This window comes from Pedobacter steynii, assembly GCF_900103665.1.
GTDB lineage: Bacteria > Bacteroidota > Bacteroidia > Sphingobacteriales > Sphingobacteriaceae > Pedobacter > Pedobacter steynii.
Map to the genome: position 1 here is coordinate 765,724 of NZ_FNGY01000002.1, position 25,720 is coordinate 791,443.

19 protein-coding genes are annotated in these 25,720 nt (G+C 41.9%); 18 read left to right on the forward strand and 1 reads right to left on the reverse strand.

Going from position 1 to position 25,720, the window contains the following annotated elements; translation table 11 throughout:
- Positions 1-5: 5 nt before the first annotated feature.
- The 18 genes from BLQ87_RS07395 (at position 6) to BLQ87_RS07475 (ending at position 22,754) form a co-directional block, all read left to right on the forward strand.
- Entirely contained in the window at positions 6-4,124 is a 4,119-nt protein-coding gene (locus tag BLQ87_RS07395) for a hybrid sensor histidine kinase/response regulator transcription factor (protein ID WP_083361743.1), read from the forward strand.
- Positions 4,125-4,240: 116 nt separating this feature from the next.
- On the forward strand, positions 4,241-7,381 hold the full coding sequence (locus tag BLQ87_RS07400) for a SusC/RagA family TonB-linked outer membrane protein (RefSeq protein WP_074605479.1): 3,141 nt from the start codon (positions 4,241-4,243) through the stop codon (positions 7,379-7,381).
- 24 nt (positions 7,382-7,405) lie between these two features.
- The gene (locus BLQ87_RS07405) at positions 7,406-8,956 is read left to right on the forward strand and encodes a RagB/SusD family nutrient uptake outer membrane protein (protein ID WP_074605480.1); all 1,551 of its coding nucleotides are present in this window, start codon (positions 7,406-7,408) and stop codon (positions 8,954-8,956) included.
- 99 nt (positions 8,957-9,055) lie between these two features.
- On the forward strand, positions 9,056-10,285 hold the full coding sequence (locus BLQ87_RS07410) for an endo-1,4-beta-xylanase (protein WP_074605481.1): 1,230 nt from the start codon (positions 9,056-9,058) through the stop codon (positions 10,283-10,285).
- A 21-nt stretch (positions 10,286-10,306) separates the two neighbouring features.
- Positions 10,307-12,544, forward strand: coding sequence for a glycoside hydrolase family 3 N-terminal domain-containing protein (locus tag BLQ87_RS07415; RefSeq protein WP_074605482.1), 2,238 nt, complete (start codon positions 10,307-10,309; stop codon positions 12,542-12,544).
- 2 nt (positions 12,545-12,546) lie between these two features.
- A complete protein-coding gene (locus BLQ87_RS07420) occupies positions 12,547-14,946 on the forward strand; it encodes a glycoside hydrolase family 3 N-terminal domain-containing protein (protein ID WP_074605483.1) in 2,400 nt (799 codons plus the stop codon).
- A 37-nt stretch (positions 14,947-14,983) separates the two neighbouring features.
- Positions 14,984-15,376 carry a hypothetical protein gene (locus BLQ87_RS07425; protein ID WP_074605484.1) on the forward strand — a complete coding sequence of 131 codons (393 nt, stop codon included), beginning with the start codon at positions 14,984-14,986 and terminating at the stop codon, positions 15,374-15,376.
- 136 nt (positions 15,377-15,512) lie between these two features.
- Positions 15,513-15,686, forward strand: coding sequence for a hypothetical protein (locus tag BLQ87_RS33715; RefSeq protein WP_172664822.1), 174 nt, complete (start codon positions 15,513-15,515; stop codon positions 15,684-15,686).
- 366 nt (positions 15,687-16,052) lie between these two features.
- A complete protein-coding gene (locus BLQ87_RS07430; protein ID WP_216857778.1) occupies positions 16,053-17,090 on the forward strand; it encodes a glycosyltransferase family 87 protein in 1,038 nt (345 codons plus the stop codon).
- Between the two features lies 1 nt (position 17,091).
- Entirely contained in the window at positions 17,092-17,823 is a 732-nt protein-coding gene (locus BLQ87_RS07435) for a glycosyltransferase family 2 protein (protein WP_074605485.1), read from the forward strand.
- Positions 17,820-18,599, forward strand: coding sequence for a polysaccharide deacetylase family protein (locus BLQ87_RS07440; RefSeq protein WP_074605486.1), 780 nt, complete (start codon positions 17,820-17,822; stop codon positions 18,597-18,599). Before BLQ87_RS07435 ends, BLQ87_RS07440 begins: the two co-directional genes overlap by 4 nt.
- On the forward strand, positions 18,592-19,041 hold the full coding sequence (locus tag BLQ87_RS07445; RefSeq protein WP_074605487.1) for a GtrA family protein: 450 nt from the start codon (positions 18,592-18,594) through the stop codon (positions 19,039-19,041). The genes BLQ87_RS07440 and BLQ87_RS07445 overlap by 8 nt, the downstream gene beginning before the upstream one ends.
- An 81-nt stretch (positions 19,042-19,122) precedes the next feature.
- On the forward strand, positions 19,123-19,707 hold the full coding sequence (locus BLQ87_RS07450; RefSeq protein ID WP_245723809.1) for a Crp/Fnr family transcriptional regulator: 585 nt from the start codon (positions 19,123-19,125) through the stop codon (positions 19,705-19,707).
- A 71-nt stretch (positions 19,708-19,778) separates the two neighbouring features.
- Positions 19,779-20,297 (forward strand): YceI family protein, encoded by a 519-nt coding sequence (locus BLQ87_RS07455; protein WP_074605488.1) that lies wholly within the window; start codon positions 19,779-19,781, stop codon positions 20,295-20,297.
- Between the two features lie 28 nt (positions 20,298-20,325).
- Positions 20,326-20,544 (forward strand): tautomerase family protein, encoded by a 219-nt coding sequence (locus tag BLQ87_RS07460; protein ID WP_074605489.1) that lies wholly within the window; start codon positions 20,326-20,328, stop codon positions 20,542-20,544.
- Positions 20,545-20,555: 11 nt separating this feature from the next.
- On the forward strand, positions 20,556-21,290 hold the full coding sequence (locus BLQ87_RS07465) for an SDR family NAD(P)-dependent oxidoreductase (RefSeq protein WP_074605490.1): 735 nt from the start codon (positions 20,556-20,558) through the stop codon (positions 21,288-21,290).
- Positions 21,291-21,292: 2 nt separating this feature from the next.
- Positions 21,293-21,664, forward strand: coding sequence for a nuclear transport factor 2 family protein (locus BLQ87_RS07470; RefSeq protein ID WP_074605491.1), 372 nt, complete (start codon positions 21,293-21,295; stop codon positions 21,662-21,664).
- Between the two features lie 4 nt (positions 21,665-21,668).
- Positions 21,669-22,754, forward strand: coding sequence for an NAD(P)H-dependent flavin oxidoreductase (locus BLQ87_RS07475; RefSeq protein ID WP_074605492.1), 1,086 nt, complete (start codon positions 21,669-21,671; stop codon positions 22,752-22,754).
- Here the strand turns inward: BLQ87_RS07475 and BLQ87_RS07480 are convergent.
- Positions 22,708-25,710, reverse strand: a complete 3,003-nt coding sequence (locus BLQ87_RS07480; RefSeq protein ID WP_074605493.1) for a ligand-binding sensor domain-containing protein — start codon at positions 25,708-25,710, stop codon at positions 22,708-22,710. The genes BLQ87_RS07475 and BLQ87_RS07480 overlap by 47 nt on opposite strands.
- Between the last annotated feature and the right edge of the window lie 10 nt (positions 25,711-25,720).

A 25,720-nucleotide genomic window follows, 5' to 3' on the forward strand; every position in this document is an offset into this window, starting at 1 on the left:
GAGTAATGAAGATTAGGTTTATTTTAATAATTATCAGTGTCAGCATCCTGCTGAATGGCATTCCCGATGCTTTTGCGCAAAGGGCTGCGATCAGGTTTAAGCACATTTCCTATAAAGACGGGTTATTTCAAAGCCCACTGGTATCCGTTTTACAGGATAGAAGTGGTTATGTCTGGCTTGGAAGCTGGAATGGTTTATCAAGATATGATGGACTGGAATTTAGAAATTTCCGGCAAAGTGATGCGACTGATAAAAATATCAGCCACAACCGGATCAATAAACTCTATGAAGACCGTGATGGGAAACTGTGGGTTGGGACAGGAGGAGGGCTTAACCTATACAATAAACAGACTGAGACATTTCTTCATGTGGGCATGTCAACCGGAAAAGGAGGAGAGAATTTCATTGCAGCCATAGAAGAGGATCACCAGGGAGGACTTTGGGTTTCGACTTTTAAAGGGATAAAACTCGTTAATAAAACAAAACATAACCTTGAAAACATCCCTTTGTGGAAAAAGTCAGGGGAAGAAGATTTATATCAGGGCGTTTCTTTTTCCTTATTTCAGGATGATCAAAAGACCATCTGGGCTGGTATTAAACACGGTCTGAAACGGTTCGATCCTAAGACAAAAAAAGTGATTCCCCTGCCTGAAGTTTTGCTTAAAAATAAGGAGCTGACTGCTTCAAAAATTGTGGCGATTAACCAGGACGTGCAGGGAAACATCTGGTTTGGAACAGAAGAAAGCGGATTGTTCAGGTATAATGCAAGGAAAAATGAATGTACCCGGTATGTACATCAGGCAAATGATCAAAACAGCTTACCCTCAAACTGGATAAACGATATTTTAATAAAGAATGAGGAAGTATGGGTGGCTACCAGGAATGGGCTGGCAATTTTCAGCAACCAGCAAAATCTGTTTTCGAACTATAACCACGACAGTGCAGCGCCCGGTAGTATCAGTGACGATTCTGTGTGGAGCTTAATGAAAGATAAGGCCGGGAACATCTGGATTGGGACCTATGCAGGAGGGATCAATATATATTACCCTGGCAATGGCAATTTCTCCAATATAGGAGAGCGCATTGGCAATAATGTGGGATTAAATAAGCCTTTGGCCAATGCCATTGTGGAAGATAAGGAAGGTGGATTGTGGATTGGAACTTTTGGAGGTGGATTAAATTACATCAACCGGGAGAAGGGAGTTGCAAAATATTATTCAGTGGTAGATGTTAAAAACAGGAAATTAAGTAATGAGGTTAAAGCGATTGTCAATGATCGTCCAGGGAACCTGTGGATTGGAACATTAGATGGTCTTTGCACTTTTAATACCGCTACCCAGGCCATTAAATATGTTGACCTCGAAATTTTAAATAACAAAACAGGTGCTAAACTGATCAATACCATTGTTCCTGATCAGACTGGACTATGGGTGGGAACCAATGGAGGTGGATTACGCTTTGTAGGTTACGACGGGCAGGAACTGAAATCATTTATGAATAGTCCAAACCAGAAAAATGGCTTGGGTGATAATTATATTAATGCTTTATTGAATGATGGAGATCAGCTGTGGATTGCAACCCAGAATGGTTTAAACAGGTATCATAAAAAGGATGGCACCTTTGACCTGTTTAAAAGAAAGAACCAGGTGGGGCTTGGCAATAATAATGTGCTTTGTCTTTTTAAGGATTCCAGACAAAGGTTATGGATAGGGACAGATGGTGGTGGATTAAACTGCCTGGATACCAAAACAGATCAGATATACACCATCAAAAGTGCTGACGGGCTTGTGGATGAGGTGATCAATTCAATTGTGGAAGACGATTCAGGGAAGCTATGGATCAGTACCAGCAATGGGCTCTCTCAAATCAGTTTTAACAAGTTTGAGTTTCCCCTAAAATCATCGGACTATAAGATTGCCAATTATACGGCAGCAAATGGTTTGTCGGGCAACCAGTTTTTAATTAATGCAGGTACCAGGACGCATTCTGGTGAAATTCTGTTTGGTGGAATGAATGGTGTTACTGCCTTTTACCCGGAACGAATTGTTAAAAATACGTATAAGCCTGATATCCTGCTAAGGGGTTTTCTGGTCAATAACAAGCCAGTTGATTTCGGCGGTAAATCTGCGCTAAAGCTCCCTGTAAACGAAACAAGTCGGATCACGCTTTCTTATGCGGAGAACAATATTGCCATCAGATTCTCTGCTTTAAATTTCATCAATCCTGAAAAGAATACCTATGCCTATAAAATGACTGGCCTTCAAAAGGACGACGACTGGTTCGTTATAGGCAATAAGAAAGAGGTTGGGTTTACCAATCTTGAACCCGGCTCCTATACGTTTAGCGTAAAGGCAGCCAATAATGATGGCGTATGGAATGATACCCTAAGAAATATCGAAATTGTAATCTTACCCCCATTATGGCAAACCTGGTGGGCCTATTTACTATATGCAATCATCATTGGCGCGGTTTCTTATAAGATTATTCAGTTTTTTAACATCAGGGCCAGGTTAGAAAGGGACCTGTATAATGAACACCTTCAAAATGAAAGGCAGGAAGAGTTTTATAAAATGAAGCTGGATTTCTTTACCAATATCTCTCATGAGATCCGGACACCGCTTACTCTAATCCTCGGGCCACTGGAAAACCTTTATAAACGAACTTTAGCCGATGCAATGTTGAAGGGGCAGGTTTTGCAGATTAAAAATAACGCAGAACGGTTGATGCGCCTGATTACGGAATTGATGGATTTCCGGAAAGCAGAGACAGGGAATATGGTACTTTATCTTCAAAAAGGCAATATTGTACCCTTCATCAAGGAAATTTACCTGTCATTCCAACCGCTCGCCGAAAGCAGACAAATCAAGTACGAGTTTATTACTGCCGAAACGGAAGTGATGTTGTATGCTGATCGGAATCAGCTGGAGAAGGTTTTTTTTAACCTCCTTTCCAATGCTTTTAAATTTAGTCCTGATGGTGGGAACATCAAACTGGAAATATTTACAGAAGAGGATTCCTTCCTGACGGTAAAAATCACAGACAATGGGAAGGGCATTCCTTTAGAATATCAGGATAAGTTGTTCAGCAATTTTTATCAGGTACAACCAAACACATCACAACCTGGTACAGGAGTGGGGCTGGCTCTTTCCAAAAACATCGTAGCATTGCATAATGGTACGATCTCTGTGGATAGCCGGCCGGCTGCAAATGAGGAAGCAGGATGTACCAGCTTTACGGTGAAATTGCCTTTTAGCCTTAAGGCATCAGAAAGTGTGCATATTGTGCAAAATGGGGCCGACAATGAAAGTATAACCTCATTTCAGCTCCAGTCGGAAATGGATGTGCTGACCTATAGTGTTTTTGAAGGGCAAAATAAAGCCTATACCATACTGCTGGCAGAAGACAATGAGGAGCTGAGGAACTTTATTGCTGAATCTTTGCCCGGCTACCAGATCATCTCCTGCATTAACGGTGCGGAGGCATTTGAGAAAGCCATCACCGTGATCCCGGATCTGATCATCAGCGACATTATGATGCCGGTTATGGACGGTCTTGAGTTTTGCCGGAAAATAAAAACGGACGAAAGGACGAGTCATATTCCTATGATCCTGTTAACGGCACTCGCCGCTGATATTCACCAGGTCAATGGTTTCCAGACAGGGGCCGATGCCTACCTGACCAAACCTTTCAGTACCAAAATTCTGGAACTGAATGTGCACAATTTACTGGCATCAAGAGAACTGATGCGGAAAAAGTTTGCGCAGCAAATTACCTTACAGCCACAAAATTTACCCATTGCCTCCCCTGATGAGCGTTTCATTAAAAAATTAATGCAGGTTGTGGAAGACCATATGGAAAATCCGGAGTTTGGGGTCATTGCTTTAGGAAATGAAATGGGGATGAGTAAAACGGTGCTTTATAAAAAAATCTGCGCCATCACTGATCTGTCTCCATCAGATTTCATCAAATCTATGCGCCTGAAAAAGGCGGTTTTTTTACTGCAGCAGAATGTATTGAGTGTAAATGAAGTCGCCTCAATGGTTGGTTTTAACGACCGCAAATACTTTAGCCGGGAGTTTAAGAAGTTACATGGCGTTTCCCCTTCCGACTTAGAAATGAAGTGAAAATCTGCCTTTAAAGGTAAATAAGTCATTTTTTACCCCTTAAAAAAACCATTTTTCATCGGTTTTTGAAGTGTGGATACGCAGATTTGTCTAAACCAAATATAAAATTCAAGCGTATGAAAAAATTGTACTTGTTACTCATTTTGCTGGCGATGCTTTTTACTGGCGCCTATGCGCAAAGTATCACTATAAAAGGCAAGGTTACTGATTTGAAAGGTAGCCCTCTGGTAGGGGTAGCTGTAAAAGTGAAAGATTCAAAAACAGGGACCATCACCAATACATCAGGTGCCTATACCATTATGGTACCGAACAGACAGTCCATACTTATTTTTAGCTATGTCAGCTTTGTTACCGAAGAACGTGTTGCCGCGGGCAATACGATCGATGTTACTTTAAAAGACGACATCACCACATTGAGCGATGTGGTGATTGTAGGCTACGGCGAGCAAAAGAAGAAACTGTTGTCGACCTCGGTCAGCTCGGTTTCTGCAAAACAGATCGAAGACAGGCTCGTGGCCACACCAGCTGAGGCTTTGGCAGGACAGGTTGCAGGAGTGAATATTGCCCAGGTATCAGGTGATCCGGGATCAGCACCCACCATACAGGTAAGAGGAATCGGTTCTATCAGTGCCGGCAATAGTCCTTTGTTTGTAGTAGATGGGTACCCCTTAAACAATGCAGATAACTTTAATCAGATCAATCCGGCAGATATTCAATCCATAGACGTATTGAAAGATGCTGCGGCATCTGCCATTTACGGATCGAGAGGGGGGAACGGGATTATTATTGTAACGACAAAAAAAGGAACGGCAGGAATTACAAAGTTTAATTTTACTTCCAGTACAGGTTTTCAAAATGTGGCCAAACAAACGGATGTTTTATCCAGGGATGAATATATCGATTACCTGACTGATGCATTTAAAAATGGTGGAAAAACCATACCTGCTACCTATAGTGATCCTACCAATCAAAACACCAATGCGAATACCAACTGGCAGGACCAGCTGTTCAGAACGGGCATGCAGGGAAGCTATTCGCTGTCCGCATCCGGAGGAACCAATAAATTTAAATTTAACATCACAGGTTCTTACTACAACCAGGAAGGGATCATTAAGGCAACGAATTTTGACCGGTACACTTTAAGGGCAAATATTGATGCGGAATTGAGCAAAAAGCTCACACTTAGCTTTAACATTGCTCCTTCGTATGCAATTAGCGATCAGACGGCAACCGGTGGTGGTTTAAATAATGCGACCATTAACGGGATTGGGACCAATCCATCCGGAGTAGGTGGTACAGTGCTCAGCGCTTTATTGCAGCCCCCAACTTTACCTGTCAGGTTTGCAAATGGCGACTATTCCAATATTCAGGCCATCCAGTCGGCAGCTACACAGGTTTTTAACGGCAATCCTTTTAATCCGGTAGCGGTCCTTGACCTGTATAAAGACAGGACTTCGGTTGGGCGGATATTGTCTAATCTCGGATTGAATTATGAAATTATAAAGGGCCTGAAATTTAGAACGAGCTTTGGTTTTGAAGCTTTACAAACCAACCGGAAATGGTATGTGCCGGCAACACTGATGTCAGATAATGCGCCACTTGCAAACCTGTCTAACCCTTTGATCGGGAACATCAGATCCAGGCTCACTACAGGGACCAATTATAACTGGGTATCCGAAAATACCTTGTCTTATAACACGATGATCGGTAAAGACCATAACCTCTCGCTGCTTGCAGGATATTCGTTACAGAAAAATACCTATAATGAGGGTAGTCAATATGGCCAGAACGGTACGATCACGAATTCTATTGTGGAATATCCAAACGCTTCCGGGGTGATCTTGGGAACTGTTGCTTACAGTGATAATGCCCTGGTTTCTGCCTTTGGAAGAGCGAACTACAGCTATAAAGACCGGTATTTGTTCTCTGCTTCCCTACGTTCCGATGGTTCCTCACGTTTTGGCGCTAATAATAGATACGCAGTTTTTCCTGCGTTTTCTGCGGCATGGAGAGTGGGAGAGGAACAATTTTTAAAAGATAATCCTCACATCAGTGAGCTAAAGATCAGGGCAAGTTATGGGGTAACAGGAAACAATAATATTGGAGATTACTCCTGGCAAAGTTATGCCCAGCAGGTGAACTATATCTTTGGCTCCAACACCGGAACACAAACATTCGGTTTTTCGCCAAGTGGCTTTGAAAACAAAGACCTTACCTGGGAAACCAATAAACAACTGGACTTTGGTTTAGAAATAGGCCTTTTTAAAGACCGTGTTTATTTAACGGCAGATGTATATCGCCGCATCACAAGTGATTTACTTTTTGCTAAAGATGTTCCGCTAACCATGGGTTTTGCCACTTCTATTTTGAGCAATGTGGGAGAAGTGAGGAATAACGGATTAGAGCTTGCTTTAAAAACGAGTAACCTGGCCGGCAAATTGAAATGGACCACTGATCTGAACATTGCTTTTACCAGAAATAAGGTCTTATCTCTATCCGATGATGGTGCCTTTCTTGGCTACCAGGCCGCTTTCGGATATGACAATGCCATCCGTTTGGTTCCTGGTGAATCGATGAGCAGTTTTTACGGCTATCGCCAGATCGGAGTCTATAAGGATGCAGCTGATGTGGCTGCCAGTCCGAAATGGGTATCAGGAGGCTCAAACCCGGGAGATATCAAATACGAAGATGTAAACCTTGATGGGAAAATTGACGCGGGTGATATCACCAATATTGGAAGCCCGCTGCCTAAATTCACTTATGGAATAACCAATAGGTTTAGTTATCAGCAGTTTGAACTGAGCTTTTTGCTACAAGGGGTATACGGCAATAAGATATTCAATGCATCCGACCGCTATGTAAATACTTATAACGGCTCTTTCAACGTACGTTCCAATGCGGTTAACCGCTGGCGCTCTCCCGAAGAACCTGGTGATGGAATGACTCCCAGGGCAAATACAACCATTCTTTCTTCGGTACAGGTTGCCTCATCGCGAAATATTTTTGACGGCTCATTTTTACGGGTAAGAAATGTAACCCTGGCTTACGCGTTACCGGCAGCTTTCCTGAAGAAAGTTAAGGTAAGCAATGCCAGGGTATATGTTACCGGCGAAAACCTCTACACGTTTACCAATTATTTCGGATATAACCCGGAAGTAAACGTTTGGTATGGCGCCAGTCAGCCAAGATTTGGGGTAGATCAGGGTACTTATCCTGTAGCGAGAACATTCTCATTGGGATTAAACGTAGGTTTTTAACGTATAGAATAAAAGGAGTTTTTTATGAAAAAATATCTTGCATTATCGATTTTATTACTGGTTGCTGTTAGCTCATGTAATAAAGACTTTTTGGATTTGAATGATCCTACCCGTGTGTTTTCTGAGGATTTATATAAAGATGCCAACGGCATAAACCTGGCGGTAAATGGTGCATATGCCTCATTACAGGATATATATGGCCGAAGTGCTACCGGAGGAACCGGATTGTATATTTTTGGCGATGTGGCTTCAGATAACAGTACTTCTGTATCAACAGGGGCTGGAATAGGTGATTTTGAATTTTTTATCACTGCACCGGAAAATGTAAACCTGTTGTCGATATGGAGATCGGTATACAAATGTATTGCCCGTTGCAATACGATTCTCGACAGGATCGATGGCATCGCGATGGACCAGGCCTTGAAAGACAGGTACAAGGCTGAAGTGAAATTTATACGTGCCTTAACTTATTTCAATGCCGTTCGGATATGGGGGGGTGTTCCGCTCATCACAAAAGAACTAAAAACGGTAAATGAAGCTTTGGAATATGGAAGGGAAACGGAAGCCAATGTCTATGCGTTGATTGAGCAGGACCTCAAAGATGCAGAGCATCTGACAACCGGGCTTCCAATTTCCTATCCTGCAGCAACGACCCCTACCTCCGGTTTAGGACGGGCTACCCGCGGTGCCGCCAAGGCACTGCTTGGAAAGGTATACCTGACAGAAAAGAAATATGACCTGTGTAAAGCAAAACTAGGGGAATTACTTCCTGTCGGCGCAAATCCATATGGATATGACCTGTTGCCCAATTTTGCCGATGTATTTAGCATTTCAAATGAGCTAAATAAAGAAATCATATTTTCAGTAAGGTACAGCAAAACAGGACTGGGTACCGGAAGTGCATTTTTTAACTGGTTTTCCCCTACAGAAAGCGGTTCCGCCATCGCTAGAGTAGGCGGTTCAAATGGTTTTAATACACCGCGTAAAAGTTTGTTTAACGAATATCCAAAAGTCCTGCCCTCAAACCCGGCAACTGCTTTAACCACATCGCTGGATAAACGGAGAGATGCGTCGTTTGGCAGGTTTCCCCTAACGGTAACCAATGAGAATGCCGTAACGGCCTATTATTCTAAAAAATATGTGGATGATCAGATGTCGATCGGCCTGGATGCAGATAATGACTGGATTGTGATCCGTTATGCGGATGTCCTGCTGATGTATGCGGAAGCTGAAAATGAAATTAGTGGTCCGGCAATCGCGAAAGATTATGTGAACCTTGTTCGCCGCCGTGCCTATGGTAACGCCAGCGGAGACCTGACCGCTGCACAGACATTAGACGCTTCCAGTTTAAGAACCGCGATTGAAACAGAACGTAAGCTGGAATTGAATATGGAAGGACACCGTTGGTTTGACCTGGTGAGAACAGACCGTGCTGTAGCCGTTATGAACGCGCATTTTATAGCTGATCAGATTAAGATTGGAGCGAATGTGATCAGCATTACTGCCGATGATAAACTGTTCCCGATACCACTTAAAGAGATTCAGCTAAATCCTAAAATTATTCAGAACCCCTAACTGTTTGTCCGATGAAACCATCATAAGCATACCGCTTACAAAAAGCAATGACTATGCTTATGATAGCTTCATAACCGATAAAAATCAAATGATATACTGATGAAAAATTATATAGCTTATTTGTTATTACCTGGTTTTCTATACCTCAGCTGTGCTAAAGGACCTTTAGCCGCTGCTGATCGTAACCGGAATGAAAAAAATCAGGCCGAAATGTTGGCCGACACCGGAAAAGTGCTGCAGTCTGCGAATCCAAATGTGATGATCGGTGCCGGGGTGAACATCAATTTATTAGGGCAGGAGGGGAGCTACCGCGAGCTCGTTAAAACACACTATAATAGTTTGACGGCTGAGAATGCCATGAAAATGACCAGTCTGCAACCCCAGGAAGGAAACTTTAATTTCTCTGACAAGACGATTGAAAACCTGGCACTCAATTTTGGAAAAAAGCGCATTCACGGACATACCCTTTTATGGCACAGGGGTTTGCCCCAATGGGTAAAGAACTGGGAAACGGCAAGTTTGCCCGGGGGAATTACAAGAGCTCAAAAGATGGACTCTATCATGAGCAGGCACATTAAAAATGTGATCGCCAATTATGATAACCCTTCTTCGATCTATAAAGACAATGCGGGGACACCACTGATGAAATCATGGGATGTCGTAAACGAAGTATTTGATGATAATGGCAATTACCGGGCCGCAAAGGAGCTCGTTAATAATGAGGATAAAGGAAGCATCTGGTACCGGACGATAGGTAAATCTTATGTAGAAAAGGCTTTTACCTATGCACGGCAAGCTGCGGAGGCAAGAGGGGATACCGGATTGAAACTCTTTTATAATGATTACGGGCACGACTACTCCGCAAAAAAGCTGGATTCTATTTATAAGCTGGTCATGGCTTTAAAGGAAATTAAGGTAAACGGAAAACCCATCATAGATGGGATAGGCATGCAGTTCCACATCAATGTGAATACTTCTATGGCAAATGTGAAAACAGCATTGATCAAAATGAAATCTACGGGGCTGCTAGTCCATGTATCTGAACTGGATCTGAGCCTGAATAAACCAGGATTGCCATTTTCTACTGCGGTGCTGGATATTCAAAAGCAGAAATACAAAGACGTGGCCATGCTATACCGCAAGTATGTTCCGGCAAATCAGCGTTGGGGCATTACCTTATGGAATGTTGGGGATGAAGATTCCTGGCTGACTTACAGCGGCAACACACAGGTAGATGCGGCTTGTTTATTTGATTTGAACTATGCTAAAAAGCCTGCATTTTTTACTTTTTACGATGGCCTGTACCTGGATATCCCATCTTCTTATTAACATTTACAATTATATTTTATAATGAACCGTAACCTCATTTATCCTACACTGGTGTTTTTCCTCTTTCTATGCAGTGTATCGACTTTTGCTCAGAAAACAGATCCCGCCATTAGTCAAAAAGTAGATCAGCTTTTAAAGCAGATGACGATTGAAGAAAAAGTAGGTCAGCTAAATCAATATACAGGAAAAGCATTAACAGGCCCTGCAAGCGAAAAAAAGAATGACCTGCAAACCGAGATCGTAAACGGCTGGGTGGGTTCCATGCTAAATGTAAAAGGGGTAAAGAATACCAGGGAAGTTCAGGCGATGGCCTTAAAAAGTCGCTTAAAGATTCCGTTGTTATTTGGCCTGGATGTCATTCATGGATATGAGGTTACGTTTCCAATTCCACTGGCCGAAGCCGCGTCCTGGGATTTAGGAGCCATTAAACAGGCTGCACATGTTGCCGCCGAAGAGGCTGCCGCATCCGGTATTCACTGGACATTTGCGCCAATGGTAGACATTGCCCGGGACCCACGCTGGGGCCGCATCATGGAAGGAGCTGGAGAAGATCCATATTTGGGGAGTTTAATTGCAAGGGCGAGGGTGAAAGGTTTCCAGGGAGAAAAATTAGGCGGAACAGATGCAGTAATGGCTTGTGCCAAACACTTTGCTGCCTATGGTGCGGCGATTGCCGGAAGAGATTATGCGGCGGTAGAAATGAGCGATCATGAATTATGGCAAACTTATTTGCCGCCATTTAAAGCAGCAGCCGAAGCCGGCGTTGCTACTTTTATGAATTCCTTTAATACCCTCAATGGGATTCCTGCTACGGGAAACAGTTATTTACAACGTGATATCTTAAAAAATAAGTGGAATTATAATGGCTTTATCGTAAGCGACTGGAATTCTATAGGTGAAATGAGCATCTGGGGTTATGCCAATGACCTGAAAGATGCTGCCGAAAAAGCAATTATCGCTGGTAGTGATATGGATATGGAAGGTAGTGCCTATCGCAAGCATTTAGTTCAATTGGTAAAGGAAGGGAAAGTCGCGGTTGCTTTAATAGATGATGCCGTGAAGCGGATTTTATATAAAAAATTTGAGCTTGGTCTGTTTGACGATCCTTATAAATTCTCTGATGAGAAGCGTGAGCAAAAAGTGATCAAAAATCCCAAAAACAGAACCATTGCCAGAGCGATGGCCAGGAAATCTATTGTACTTTTAAAAAATGACGCCGATCTGCTACCCCTGGCAAAAACAGCACAAACAATTGCAGTGATTGGCCCTTTGGCTAAAGCGAAGCGTGATATGGCAGGCAGCTGGATCGTCAATGCAGATACTGTTTCTACAGTTAGTTTGTACGAAGGTTTGTCCGCTGCGGTCGGCAAAAATCAAAAATTATTATTCGCCGGAGCTGGGACTGCCTTAAGTTCTACAGACGCCGAAATTGCAGAAGCGGTAGCAACAGCCCGGCAAGCCGACGTGGTTGTTCTTGCACTTGGAGAAACGTGGGACATGAGCGGTGAATCAAAATCAAGGGCAGACATTCATTTGCCAGGCGACCAGGTGAAGCTATTTGAAGCCATCCAAAAAACAGGCAAGCCAATAATTGTAACCCTAATGGCTGGTCGTCCGATGATTTTTAATGAGATCGCTGATAAAGCAGCAGCAATTCTATATACCTGGTGGTTGGGCAGTGAGGCCGGTAATGCCATTTCAGATGTGATTTTTGGCAATTATAATCCCTCTGCTAAATTGCCGGTTACCTTTCCGCGTGCTATGGGACAAATACCCATTTACTATGGCCAGACCAATACCGGCAGGCCTTATACGAACCAGAAAAACAAGCTTTACCTTTCTGTTTATATCGATGAAGAAAATACACCGCGTTATGCTTTTGGCTACGGCCTGAGTTATACAAAATTCAGCTATTCAGATCTAAAACTGAGTAAATCAGAAATTACCGATGCTGATTCTGTTGTGCTTAGCTTTAAACTGACCAATACCGGGAAGTATGCAGGTGAAGAGGTTGCCCAATTGTACCTGCGTGATGAAGTTGCTTCTATTGTACGCCCGTTAAAAGAACTTAAAGATTTTGCAAAAGTCCTGTTGAAACCAGGAGAAAGTAAGCTGATCAGTTTTGTGATCAATAAAGAGAAACTGTCTTTTTACAATAAAGACTTAAAATGGATTACAGAGCCAGGTGTCTTTCAGGTGATGCTGGGCTCCTCATCAGATCAGATTTTATTGCAAAGTAAGTTCACATTAACCCGGTAATCATGAAAAAAACTTTTTTATTCGCAGCATTGCTTTCCAGCCAATTTTGTTGGGCACAATCTGGTTCCATTTATCATGAAGGCTGGATAGACTTTAACAAAAATGGGAAGAAGGACCTATTTGAAGACCCGAAACAACCTGTCGAAAAACGTGTACAGCAGCTGTTGTCGCTGATGAGTCTGGAAGAAAAAACCTGCCAGACCGCAACCTTATATGGCTATGGACGGGTTTTAAAAGATGAACTCCCAACGCCGGAATGGAAAAATAAAATATGGAAAGACGGGATTGCAAATATAGACGAGCATTTGAATGGGCTGGCATATCATCCAAAATCGAGTACTGCCTACTCTTATCCATTTAGTAAACATGCAGCAGCAATTAATCAGGTTCAAAAATGGTTTATTGAGGAAACCCGTCTGGGCATTCCTGTTGATTTTACCAATGAAGGAATTCATGGGCTAAACCACGACCGTGCAACTCCTTTACCATCGCCCATAGCAATAGGAAGTACCTGGAACAAATCATTGGTTTATCAGGCAGGGGCAATAGCGGGGCGGGAAGCTAAAGCATTAGGCTATACAAATGTCTATGCCCCAATCTTAGATCCGGCCCGGGACCCGAGATGGGGAAGGGTAGTGGAATGCTATGGAGAAAATCCATTTCATATTGCCGAGCTTGGGAAGCAAATGGTTTTGGGCATACAAGATCAGGGCGTAGCTGCTACGCTGAAACATTATGCAGTTTACAGTGTCCCTAAAGGCGGGCGCGATGGCGATGCCCGTACTGATCCGCATGTGGCGCCGCGTGAAATGTATCAGTTGTACCTATACCCATTCATGAAAGTAATTAAGGAAGCTGCCCCGATGGGGGTGATGAGTAGCTATAATGACTGGGACGGGGTACCGATAACGGGAAGTCACTTTTTCCTGACTGAACTCCTGCGCCAGAAATTTGGTTTTAATGGTTATGTGGTTTCCGACAGTGAGGCAGTTGAATATATTTTCAGCAAGCATCATGTAGTGCCTGATTATAAAGGGGCCGTTAAACAGGCAATAGAAGCAGGTCTTGATGTGAGGACCAATTTTACAGCACCCGATGATTATATTTTGCCCTTAAGGGAGTTGGTTAAAGAAGGGCATGTTTCCATGAAAACACTGGATGAAAGGGTAGTCAGTGTATTGAGGGTTAAATTCAGATTAGGGCTTTTTGATCAGCCTTATGTTCGGGACCCCAAAGCCGCCGACAAAATCGTTCATACGCAAAAGGAGGAAGAATTTGCTATGGAGATCAACAGGCAGGCAATGGTGTTGTTGAAAAATACAGGAAATTTATTGCCTCTTGATAAGAATAAATTGAAAAATGTATTGGTTACAGGACCTCTGGCAACGGAAGAAAACTACGCAACAAGTCGGTACGGCCCTTCAAATAATCCAGTAACTTCTGTGTTTGAGGGTATAAAAAAGTACCTAAAAGGCCATGCTTCGGTCACTTATGAAAAAGGCTGTGATGTCGTAGATGCCAACTGGCCGGAAAGCGAAATCATTGCCAGTCCTTTAACCGCTGAAGAACAAGCCGGAATAGAAAAAGCGGTATCGATGGCCAAACTGGCCGATGTTGTTATTGCTGTCGTAGGTGAAGATGAAAAACGTGTTGGGGAAAGCTTGTCCAGAACAGGACTAGGTTTACCGGGCAGACAGCTACAGTTGTTGCAGGCGTTACATGCAACGGGTAAGCCAGTGATCATGGTTGCAATAAACGGACAACCATTGACCATCAATTGGGAAAACAGGTATTTGCCGGCTATTTTGGAAGCCTGGTTTCCAGGCCCTCAAAGTGGTAAAGTGATTGCCGAAACGCTTTTTGGCGATCACAATCCGGGAGGAAAGCTGTCCGTTACTTTCCCGAAATCTGTCGGACAGATTGAATACAATTTTCCATTTAAACCCGCTTCTCAGGCCGGGCAACCTTCCAGTGGCCCTAATGGTTATGGTAAGACGAGTGTTAACGGAGCCTTATATCCTTTTGGATATGGTTTAAGTTATACCCAATTTGAATATAGTAACCTGACGTTGGATAAAGATGCCATTTATGTCGGTGCTGATATTCATGTTTCTGTAGATATTACCAATACGGGTAAGCTGACAGGCGATGAAGTGGTGCAACTCTATGTAAAGGATTTTGTAAGCAGTGTGACTACTTACGATTTTGATCTTCGGGGTTTTGAACGCATCAGGTTAAAACCCGGTGAAAAGCAAACCGTAAATTTTGTGCTTAAGCCCGATGATCTGGCTTTGCTGGATAAAAATATGAACTGGATGGTAGAACCTGGAAAATTTAAGGTGATGATCGGCAGTTCTTCAGAAGATATCAGGCTGGAAAAAACATTTAATGTGATTAATTAGCAGAATTTTCGGCTGTCGTGCGCTACTATTAATACCCATGAAAGCAAAAAAAGACATCAGACTTAATAAAACAGGAAAATTGCTGCAAATATTGTATCCGGGAGAATTCAGCAGCTTTTTAGCTTATTTGAAAATAGCCGCTATTGAAACCGCAGACGATAGTGAAGAACTGACAAGGGTTTGGGGTAAGCAGGTGCTGACCGTTGGTTTTTGGATCTCGCTGGCTCAGGAAACTATAAAATTGCTACGCGACAATGAAAACAGTACGCCTCAATACACACCACTGCTTATTGACCGGCTGTTTAAGTCAGATCAATATTTATTTACCCTTTACTATCTGGTCCGGTATATTCAACAACCAATTTGCTCAGAAACCTTTGCTTTTGCAGTGCGGTTGTTTTTTAACACAAAACAGTTCTCAGAAGATTAGTTTAGATCGAAAGGGTCAAGGCTTAAAATGTTTTTTTATGATCATAGGGTTAGAGTGGGGTCGGATACATTTCATGTTAATTTCTTAATAACTAAAAGTAGGTGCTGAGTGGTAATAGTTATTTATAAATTTTAAGATGAAAATACATTTGTGTGTAACCCTGCGTGTGGAGGTCGAAACTGAGTTAAATCTGCTGGATTGTATACAGGAATTTGAAAACGGCACAGATATCAAAATCAGTGATACTCCGGGTGTACGGGTATTAGAAAAAGAAATTTTGTTATCAGTATTACCTGGCATTAAAGGTTAAGCGTTCGCATTTGTGAAATGCGATGGATACCCGAAGCCCAATTAGCAGGCAGGAGGGCAAACTAGTGTCAGTAATAAAATCTTTATAAACTTATTGCAGTATAGGACACCCGGAAGTCATATTCAAAAAGGCTGCCTTCTTTTCCGGAAAAATCAATTTTAAAATTTGACAATAAATAAAATGGTAGCATATTTATTTATCTTTGACGTTTAATTTTGCACGTCCTTCATCCGAATGCTATCAGATATGAAAATAAATGGCCCCATAGGTTATCTTTATAACCCTAAAAACCTGTATATATTAGGGGTTATAATTACTACTATCATCACCTTATTCGAATTTTCAAGGGGTCGTCATCACAATTTTATGGTATTTTCGGATGCGTCAAGAGATTTTTGGAATGGGGTAAGTCCATATACCGACCAATGGGTAAATTCACATGGCCGATTCTTTTTATACACCCCAATTTTTTCAGTTCTATATACCCCCTTTGCCTTTTTACCGTCCTGGCTCGGGCCATTTTTCTGGAATCTGTTTAATTATAGTCTCTTTTTTTTAGCCATATTCAATCTTCCGGATATCTTTTCAAAAGAACAGAAATGTAAGATGTTTCTGTTTACTTTATTGATTTTAGGACAAAGCCTGCTTTCTTTTCAATATAACATTACGGTAGCCTATATTTTCTTGTTTGCATACAGCCTGATGGAACGTAAACAGTTCTTTTTTGCGATACTCTTAATTATGATATCGGGAATGACAAAGGTGTATGGCATCTTTCAGCTAGGTTTGCTATTGTGTTACCCTCAATTTTGGCGTAACACATTGTACGTATTACTTATTGGTGTTATTTTGTTCCTCCTGCCTCTGGTTAAACTAAACGTTAGCGAGCTTTTGCCTTACTATAACGAATGGCTCTATAGCCTTTCCAGCCACCATACTACACAAACCTTTGATTCTATTTACTATATAAAACCACTGCTATATAAAACACTCCCTTATTACAGGTACATACAGTTAGGGGCATTGGCAGTTTTGGCAGTACTACTGGTTCTCAATTATAAAAAATTTAATGATTGGAAATTCCGTACACAGGCACTGGCTGTGCTGATGGGCTGGACCATTATATTTAGCGACGCTGCCGAAAAACACACCTATATTATTGCATTAGCGGGATTTATGTTGTGGTATTGGAGCCAACCCTCCCGTACCATTATAGACAAAATTTGCTTTTGGGCAATTTTCATTTTCCTGTGTGTTGTGCCTGTTGACCTATTTGTTCCGAGGTCAGTGATGAACATGATTTGTCACGTCTTATATCTAAACGTATGGGTAATGTTCATGGTATGGATCAGAATTGCCTACAAGACTTTTTTTACACCCGCTACACCTAGTTTGTCTATTTAACATGTCAGTTTTTTTAAACGAGCAACAGCATTATGATATGGATATTGTACTTCCGTGTTACAATCCTCCATCAAATTTTATAGAAACCCTGGCTCAGCGATTTGCCGATATACAAAGTTGCTATCCAAAGAAGGCCTTTAGGCTTATCGTTTCTAATGATGGTTCAACGCGTAATTTCGGAATAAAAGAAAAAGAGGCTTTACGGACTACTTTTCCCAGTGCAATAATCATTGACAATCGCAAAAACCGGGGTAAAGGTACTGCCGTTCGGGCAGGTATTGCAGCATCAAATGCCGCTTATACGGTGTATACTGATATCGATTTTCCTTATTCTCTGGAATCTATGTGCGAAGTGATCGATAAGACTTTCGACAATATAGATGTTGTGATAGCTGTGCGCAATAACAGTTATTATTCTAAGCTTACTCCACTGCGAAAGTTGATGTCGCGTGGATCCAGGTTAATGAACCAGGTTGTCCTTCGCATGGAAAACACAGACACTCAGGGTGGATTAAAAGGCCTGTCGCCCAAAGCACGTAAAATTATGTTGCAAACGAAGATAAAGGACTTTCTTTTTGATACGGAATTCATAGTTTTGGCAGCCCGGAATAGTGACACCACCATTATGAATGTCGAAACTGACCTTCGGGAAGAAATCGTGATGTCTAGAATGTCTATAGGCGTTTTGATGCGTGAATCCATTAACTTTATAAAGATAGCAGGTCTAAGATGATTGTTAACCTAACGTTTGATGTTGAAGAGTTCGACTTTCCCATGGAAAGAGGAATCGATATTGATTTTGACAACCAATTGTCTGTTTCAACGGAAGGACTGGAATCTATATTAGTCCTTCTGACTAAGCATGATGCTAAGGCAACATTTTACGTAACGGCAAATTATGCCCGGCATAAACCCGAAATCATTAAACAAATACAGCTTTTAGGGCATGAAATTGCTTCGCATGATTTTTACCATGCAATAGGAAGCATGTCTGCTCCAGAGGAGGCCAAAACATTATTAGAGCAAATAACAGGCACTGCAGTTATCGGTTTTAGGGCGCCCCGCCTGGCAAAAACATCGGTTGAAACTTTATTGGCTGCCGGATATCGCTACAATTCGTCCATGAACCCTACATTTATTCCGTTCCGGTACAATAATCTAGGTGAACCCAGAACGATTTTTAAGGAGGATGGAATGATTCAATACCCGGCATCAGTTTCCTGGCCTTTCAGAATACCGCTTTTCTGGATTTCCTTCCACGTAATACCTATTGGATTTTATTCAAAACTGGCTTATTCCGCATTAAAAAAAGACGGACATCTGAATCTGTATTTTCACCCCTGGGAATTTTCAGAACAATTGACAGACAAGAGATTTTGTGTTCCCGGCTATATCAGTAACTGTTCAGGAAGCAAGCTATTACACAAATTGGAAGAACTCATCCGCAGACTTAAAAACAAAGGCTGCACTTTCCAAACCACTAAAAAATATTTAGGATTTGATGCATAAAATAAAACATTGGATAGAAAAGCTTTTGAGCTATTCTTTTATTCGTTTCATGTTTGTTGGTGGCACAGCTACTGTTGTCAATTATAGTATTTACCTTTCTTTGGTCTATACTGATGTGGACCCTAACCTAGCTTACCTGGCAGCTTTTTCAGTAAGCATCGTATGCAATTATTTTCTTTCTTCCTATATCACCTTTCAGGTAAAACCACAGCTAAAACGTGCCATACAATTTTTAGGAGCGCACCTGATTAATTTAGGAAACGAGCTTATCCTGCTAAATGGAATGCTCTACATCGGAATCAACAAATTTTACGCGCCTTTATTGGTTTTTTTAATGGCTTTTCCCATCAATTTTTTTATTGTGCGTTATGCTTTGAAGGGGAATTTTATCAAACATATTGCTCAATTATTCCAGTTCAAAAAACAAAAAAATAGCGCTTAATTTAAATAATGCCGCTAATAGATTTTTCTATATAGTTATTGTTATTTTTTGCAGCTTAGTACGCTGATAAAGTTTTTAGAAATGACTATTGATATGGATGCTAAGGAAGTTTTAAAGGCTCATGTTTTAAAAAACGCTGCACTTACAGATGAACAGTTCGACTATTTCTTTTCCCTTTTTGAGTTCCGGAAATTTAAAAAAGGACAGGTCGTTATTTCCGAAGGAAGCATGGTGGATTGCGAGTATTTTGTGATTTCCGGTTGCCTGAAATCCTTTTTTATTAACGACGAATTAAAAATGTTCATTCTGCAATTTGCGATGCCAACCTGGTGGGCCTCGGATTTTGAGGCACTTTATAACCATACGAAAGCAAGCATCGCACTGGACTGTATTTCGGACGCAGAAGTGTTGTGCCTTAGCAATGCAAACCGCGAGAAAATTTGCAGGGAGATCCATTCCGTAGAGCACTTCTTTCGCTGGCGAACCAATAAAGGATATGTAGCGAGTCAGAAAAGGTTATTATCATTCATGAATAATAACGTCAAATTCCGATACGAGGAATTACTGAACCTATATCCGGAGCTCTATAATATGGTGCCTAAAAACCTCATTGCCGCTTATCTTGGGGTATCAAGGGAAACCTTAAGCCGGCTTCATCATACCTAAAATGTGATGTAGATCACACGATCCAACCGTTTTTCCTCCCGTACTTTGTTTTGTAATTAAAAACAAATCACATGGAAAATCAACAATTCACTATCGTTCCTTCGCAGAGCAATATCGACTGGACAGGAAAAAAAGTAACGGGCGCACATAATGGCACAATAGCCATTAAAGAAGGTCAATTCATTTTGACTGATGGTAAAATCACCGGTGGTAGTTTCATCGCTGATACCACCTCCATTAAAATACTAGATATTACTGATCCTGATACCAACGCCCAATTCCTGGGACATTTAATCTCTGACGATTTCTTCTCTACAGCACAATTTAAAGAAGCAAGTCTGGTCATCACCGCCGTCGCGGGAAATCATATTGATGCGGAGCTTACCATTAAAGGCATTACACATCCCGTAAGTTTTGAGGCCAGCCTGAATTTAGCTGGTGATACGTTTACCGCCAATGGTAAACTGATCATCGATCGAACTAAATATGGAATGAAGTTCCGTTCAGGGAATTTTTTCCAAAATCTGGGCGATACCCTGATCTATAATGATTTTGAGTTAAATGTAGGTATTACCGCTAAAGCTGAGTAATCAGTTTTTTAGCATCAACAGCAAAGCCATGCCAATTGTAAAAATAGAAGTAACCCGTGAAGGTGTTACTAAAGCACAAAAACAAGCCCTGATAAAAGGGGTAACAGACCTGATTACTGAGGTCTTAAACAAAGATCCGCAACTGACCCACGTCATGATACAGGAATATGACCTCGACAACTGGGGTTATGCCGGAGAACAGGTGTCGGAACTGAGGGCAAAGGGAATTACAGCAGATAAAAAGTAAGCGTAAAACAAATGAAAACACAAACAATAATTGTTACTGGTGCCTCTTCGGGCATCGGTAAAGAAATCGCCCGTCACTTTTTGAAAAACGGCGATAATGTCATCATAAATTCTTCAACAGCAGAAAAACTGGAAGAAGTGTATCAGGAATTAGGAGCAGGAGGCAACTTGGCAAAGGTAGTAGGGGATGTGAAAAATAAAACCACCGGGGAGCAGTTACTTTCAATTGCCATTGAAAAATTTGGTGGTGTAGATGTATTGGTAAACAATGCCGGTATCTATGAAACGAAGCCCTTTCTGGAAGTGGACGAAGCTTACCTGGACCGTTTTCTTGATACCAACCTGAAGGGGACCTTTTTTACCACCCAGGCTATTCTGCCACAAATGCTGAAGCAGTCGGGGGGCGTGATCATCAATATCGGGACCCCATTGGTGAATCATGCATTGGCTGGCGCAGCCTCAACAGCTCCGATTGCATCGAAAGGGGCGATACACGCATTGACCTTGCAACTGGCCGCTGAATTTGGTAAAAACAACATCAGGGTAAATGTGGTTGCACCAGGCGTGATTCGTACACCTATGCATGGTGATTCAGCTGATCAGAGTGCGGGTTTGCATTTGTTGAACCGGATAGGTGAAGCGGAGGATGTTGCCGAAATGGTTTATGCCATTGCAAAAAACAATTTCATCAATGGCGCTATTATTAATGTGGATGGCGGTATGGGCGCTGGTCATAACCTGAACTAATTATGAAAGAAGATGTATTAGCAATCACCGCAGCACTGGAAAACGATTACTTTCCGGGGATCTACGAAGGTGATATAGAAAAATTAGGCCATGTCATGTATTCCAATGCCTTATTATTAGGGGATGTAAAAGGAGCGCCTTACGCTAAAACCCGGAATGAGTATCTTGAGGTGGTAAAGAACCGGCAAAGTGTGAAAGATTCAGGGAAGCCTTTTAAGGGAACGATTATCTCGATAGAGGTGGTCAATAGCATCGCAATTGCCAAAGTTCATGTTAAAATGTACGACTTCAACTATGATGAGTTTTTGTCGTTTCACAAAATTAATAATCAATGGCTGATCGTTAACAAAATGCTCAGCGATGTAAACATTTAAACGGATGTGGTATCAAACAAAAGCGTCTAAAATATTAGGCATTCAATATCCTATTCTGCAAGGGCCGTTCGGTGGCAACCTGTCATCTGTTGAGTTGGTTGCAACCGTATCAAACCTGGGAGGACTTGGCGGGTACGGGGCTTATACTTTGAGCCCGCAGGAAATTCTTGAAGTAGACCGGAAGATCCGCCTGGCTACGAATAAACCCTATAATATTAACTTATGGGTGTCGGATACTGATGCCTTGGATGGCACCGTGTCTGACGAGCAGTTTAACCGGGCTCAACAGTTGTTTCAGCCTTATTTTGAGGAGTTGGGGATAGCGCTGCCCGGGAAGCCTGAGCCATTTAAAAGCAGGTTCGAGAACCAGGTGGAAGTCATCCTGCATCAACGGCCACCTGTTTTTAGTTTTATGTTTGGAAGCCCGTCGGCCGATATTCTTGAACAGTGTCGTAAACTCGGTATCGCAACAATTGGCGCAGCAACGACTCTGGACGAGGCCATTGTTTTGGAAACTGCCGGGGTTGATTTGATCATCGCATCTGGATTTGAAGCTGGCGGCCACCGGCCATCGTTTCTGGCCCCGGCAGAAACATCTACAATTGGAACATTTGTATTGCTGCAACTGATCAAAGAGAAAGTAAAAACACCTGTGATTGCTGCAGGAGGGATTGCAAATGGAAAAGGGGTTGCCGCTGCATTGGCGCTTGGGGCAGATGCGGTACAAATTGGTACTGCTTTTCTGGTCACTGAGGAATCTAATGCCACCGACATTCATAAACAGATGCTGTTGTCTGATGCTGCAAAATATACGACCCTGTCGCGGGCATTCACCGGCCGGTTGGGGAGAGGAATAACGAGCAGGATTGCAACAGATCTGCGCTCCCGGGAAAAAGACTTTTTGCCCTTTCCGCTCCAGACAGCCTTCATGTCGCATTTAAGAAAAGCAGCGCTGGAAAACGAAAAATGGGATATGATCTTGTTTTGGGGTGGTCAGATCGCACCTGTGCTCAAACATACCAAAGCGTCTGAATTGATGAAATCTATTCTGGAGGAAACGAACAGCTACTTTGATGATTTAAAAGCTTAAATTCGATCTTCGTGCCCTGTCCGGCCTCACTTTTTACCGTTAACTGCAAATCCATTTTGGCGGTAAACACTTTTACCATTTTTAAACCCAGGCCATCGGTGAGATCCTGGTTTTCTTCTGATCTTTCTTCCGAATTCGAATTCAGCCAGTTTAAGATCGCTTCGGGCATACCATACCCGGTATCCTGAATCCAGAAACTCACATATTGATCCGTGCTTTTGGCACCGAATTCTATCCGGCCATCCGCACAAAATTTAATCGCATTGTCTAACAGGTTGTGTATAATGACCGAAAGCATCACCCGGTTGGTATACAAAATGATGTCTGATGAAATGTGGTTGTGAAGTGTGGTACGGCTATATTTGGCAATCCCGGAAAAGATCTCAATCTTCTCTGCAATAAGTTGGTTTAAGTTAACGTAATCGTCTTTAGACGGTTTTTTAGTATGGAAAAGCTTGCTGTAATTTAAAAGGTTTTCGGTGAAATGGTACATGGAGTTGGCAGAAGTATAGATGGCCATCAGGTTATCTTTGACCGGGCCGCTTACCGATTCGTTTTTGTACAGGTGCTTGCCCATAACCATCATGTATTTTAAAGGACTCTTCAGGTCATGGGTAATGGCTGCAATTAATTTTTTCTGAAATGAGGTTTGTTCGCTCAGCAAATATTTAGATTCCTCCAAAATAATGATGTTCTTTTCCAGATCCTGAGTTCGCTTCCTGATCAGATTTTCCAACCTTTCGTTCTTAAGGAGAATTGACCTGGTTCTTGCTTTGATAAAGAAGATTAAACCGGCGACGATTAAAACAGAGATGATGCTATAAAACCACCAGGTCTGGTAAAAGTAGGGGCGGACGATTATGGTCAGCTTACGGAAGGTGAATTTGGAGTTAAATCCATTCAGCTTTCTGATGTACAGCTCGTAAGTACCATGTTGGAGTTTGCTGAATACAATCGCCTTTTCCGTTAATTTTAACCAGCTGCCATTAGCGGATAGCCGGTATTCAAACTGTAAATTATACGCAGTACCAAAATATGGGGAAGATACCTGCACTTCCAGCCTTTCAAAATCCTGACCAATGCTTAGGGTATCCTTTTTAAGTATTTCTGTATTATCAACCGTTATTTTGTCGATATAAATAGGTTTGTCGGGAAGTTCGGGACTAATCGTTAAGGGATTAAATAACACAGAACCAATCAGGGAAGGGAACACGAAAATGCCATTGTTAAGAACAGATCCGCAAGGCTGGCAACCGCCATTAAATTCATCGGTTTTAAAGCCCGATGTTTTGTCGTAATAAGCATAATAGACCTTAGCCAGGTTGTTTTTGCTAACGGTGAGCAAATCATTAACAGCTACCTGAAACAATCCTTTGTTGGTGCTGATCCATAGAAAACCTTTTTTATCCGCGATTAAACAATGGGCATGGTTTAAATATTTATGGTCATCCAGCGGCATTTTAGTCAGCTGGTGATTTTTATACAAATAGAACCCGTCGCCATAAGTACTGATCCATATTTCTTCATTTCTGATGAGGATACTGCGTACATTGGCATTTGCCATTTGGGGAACTGCAAATAGGTTTTTTTTACGCAGATGATATTTGTAAAGGCCTTTGAATGTTCCAATCCAGAGCTCATCACCTTTCTTTTTGATATAGGTTACATTTTTTAGCGGGACAACCAGTGTTGGGATGGAATCCTGTCGCCCTGTCGGTGCCGTATAAATACCTCCCCGTGTACCAATCCAAAGAACGCTATCCTGATCCAGATATAAACAGGCTGGCTGGTCCGGGAAGTTAAAAGTCTGAAGTAATTTATTCCCTTTGGGATTTAACTTATAAACGGACATACCGTTCTGTGTCCATATGTTTTTGTCCCTGTCTGTTGCCAGAGAAAAGTTATTACTGTAGGTATCAAACAATGGCAATTGCCGACTGATCCCATCAGTGTTTAGGAGCGTTCCATTTGCAAACAGGACGGTATGATCGCCAAAAGGCAATTGTGCGTAACTGACCTTGTTGTCCATCTTTTTATGGAGGACTGAAGTATTGAAAAGCTGAAGCTGTAATACAAATAGTCCCTGGCTAAAACTTCCTAAAAATAGTCTTTTGTTGATGCTATCGTAATAAACATTGTTGATGTGCTGTTCCTCGAAGTCAAAGTCATTTATGATCAGTTTTGTAAGGAGCTTACCGTCTTTATATTCTAGCCGATAGAGTGTTTTATTTAAGTATAAAAATGCCTGATCGGTGGAGTTGCCCCAATAAATCTTAAAATTCGGGTTTTTTGAAGATCTTTCTTGCTCAAAATCACCTGTTAATGGAATGGGCTGGGGGATGGCATCCTTAAACAAAGTGAATGCTCCTTTATTGTTGCTGTAAATTACTTGTTTTCCTGAAATGAAAAACGATCCTTCTTTTTGATGTGGGAAAGCGATGCGGTTATTTTTACCGCGCTTATGAAAAACGAGGCTGTCTTTTAAAACGGTACAATTTTCATCGGCCGCTATCTGCATCGTGAAATCTTGCAAATGGGGATTTTTTAACGGAAGTTCATGGGCAACTTCTATGTCTTCACGTTCCATTTTTAAAGCTTTATGAGCAGGTTTTGGAACTGCGTAACCACCGGAGATGGGAATGAATTCATGGTACTCCGTCTCTGCATATAACTTTCCGGTTTTTAACACCTTTACAATGGTGTACATCCTGTTCGTTGAGGCATGGGTTGCATCTTTTTCGTATAAGAGAAAATTGCTGCCATCAAACCTGACCAGCCCGGCTTCAGTAGCCAGCCATAAAAAACCGAGATCATCCTTAACAACAGATTTTACACTGTTTTGTGGCAGTCCGTTATTGTCGGTATAATGTTTAACAGAATAGGGAACAGGATGCTGGGAATATCCTGAAAAAGAAAGAAAAAGGAAAAAAAATAAAAGCAAAAATGCGCGGCTCATTAAAATTGGA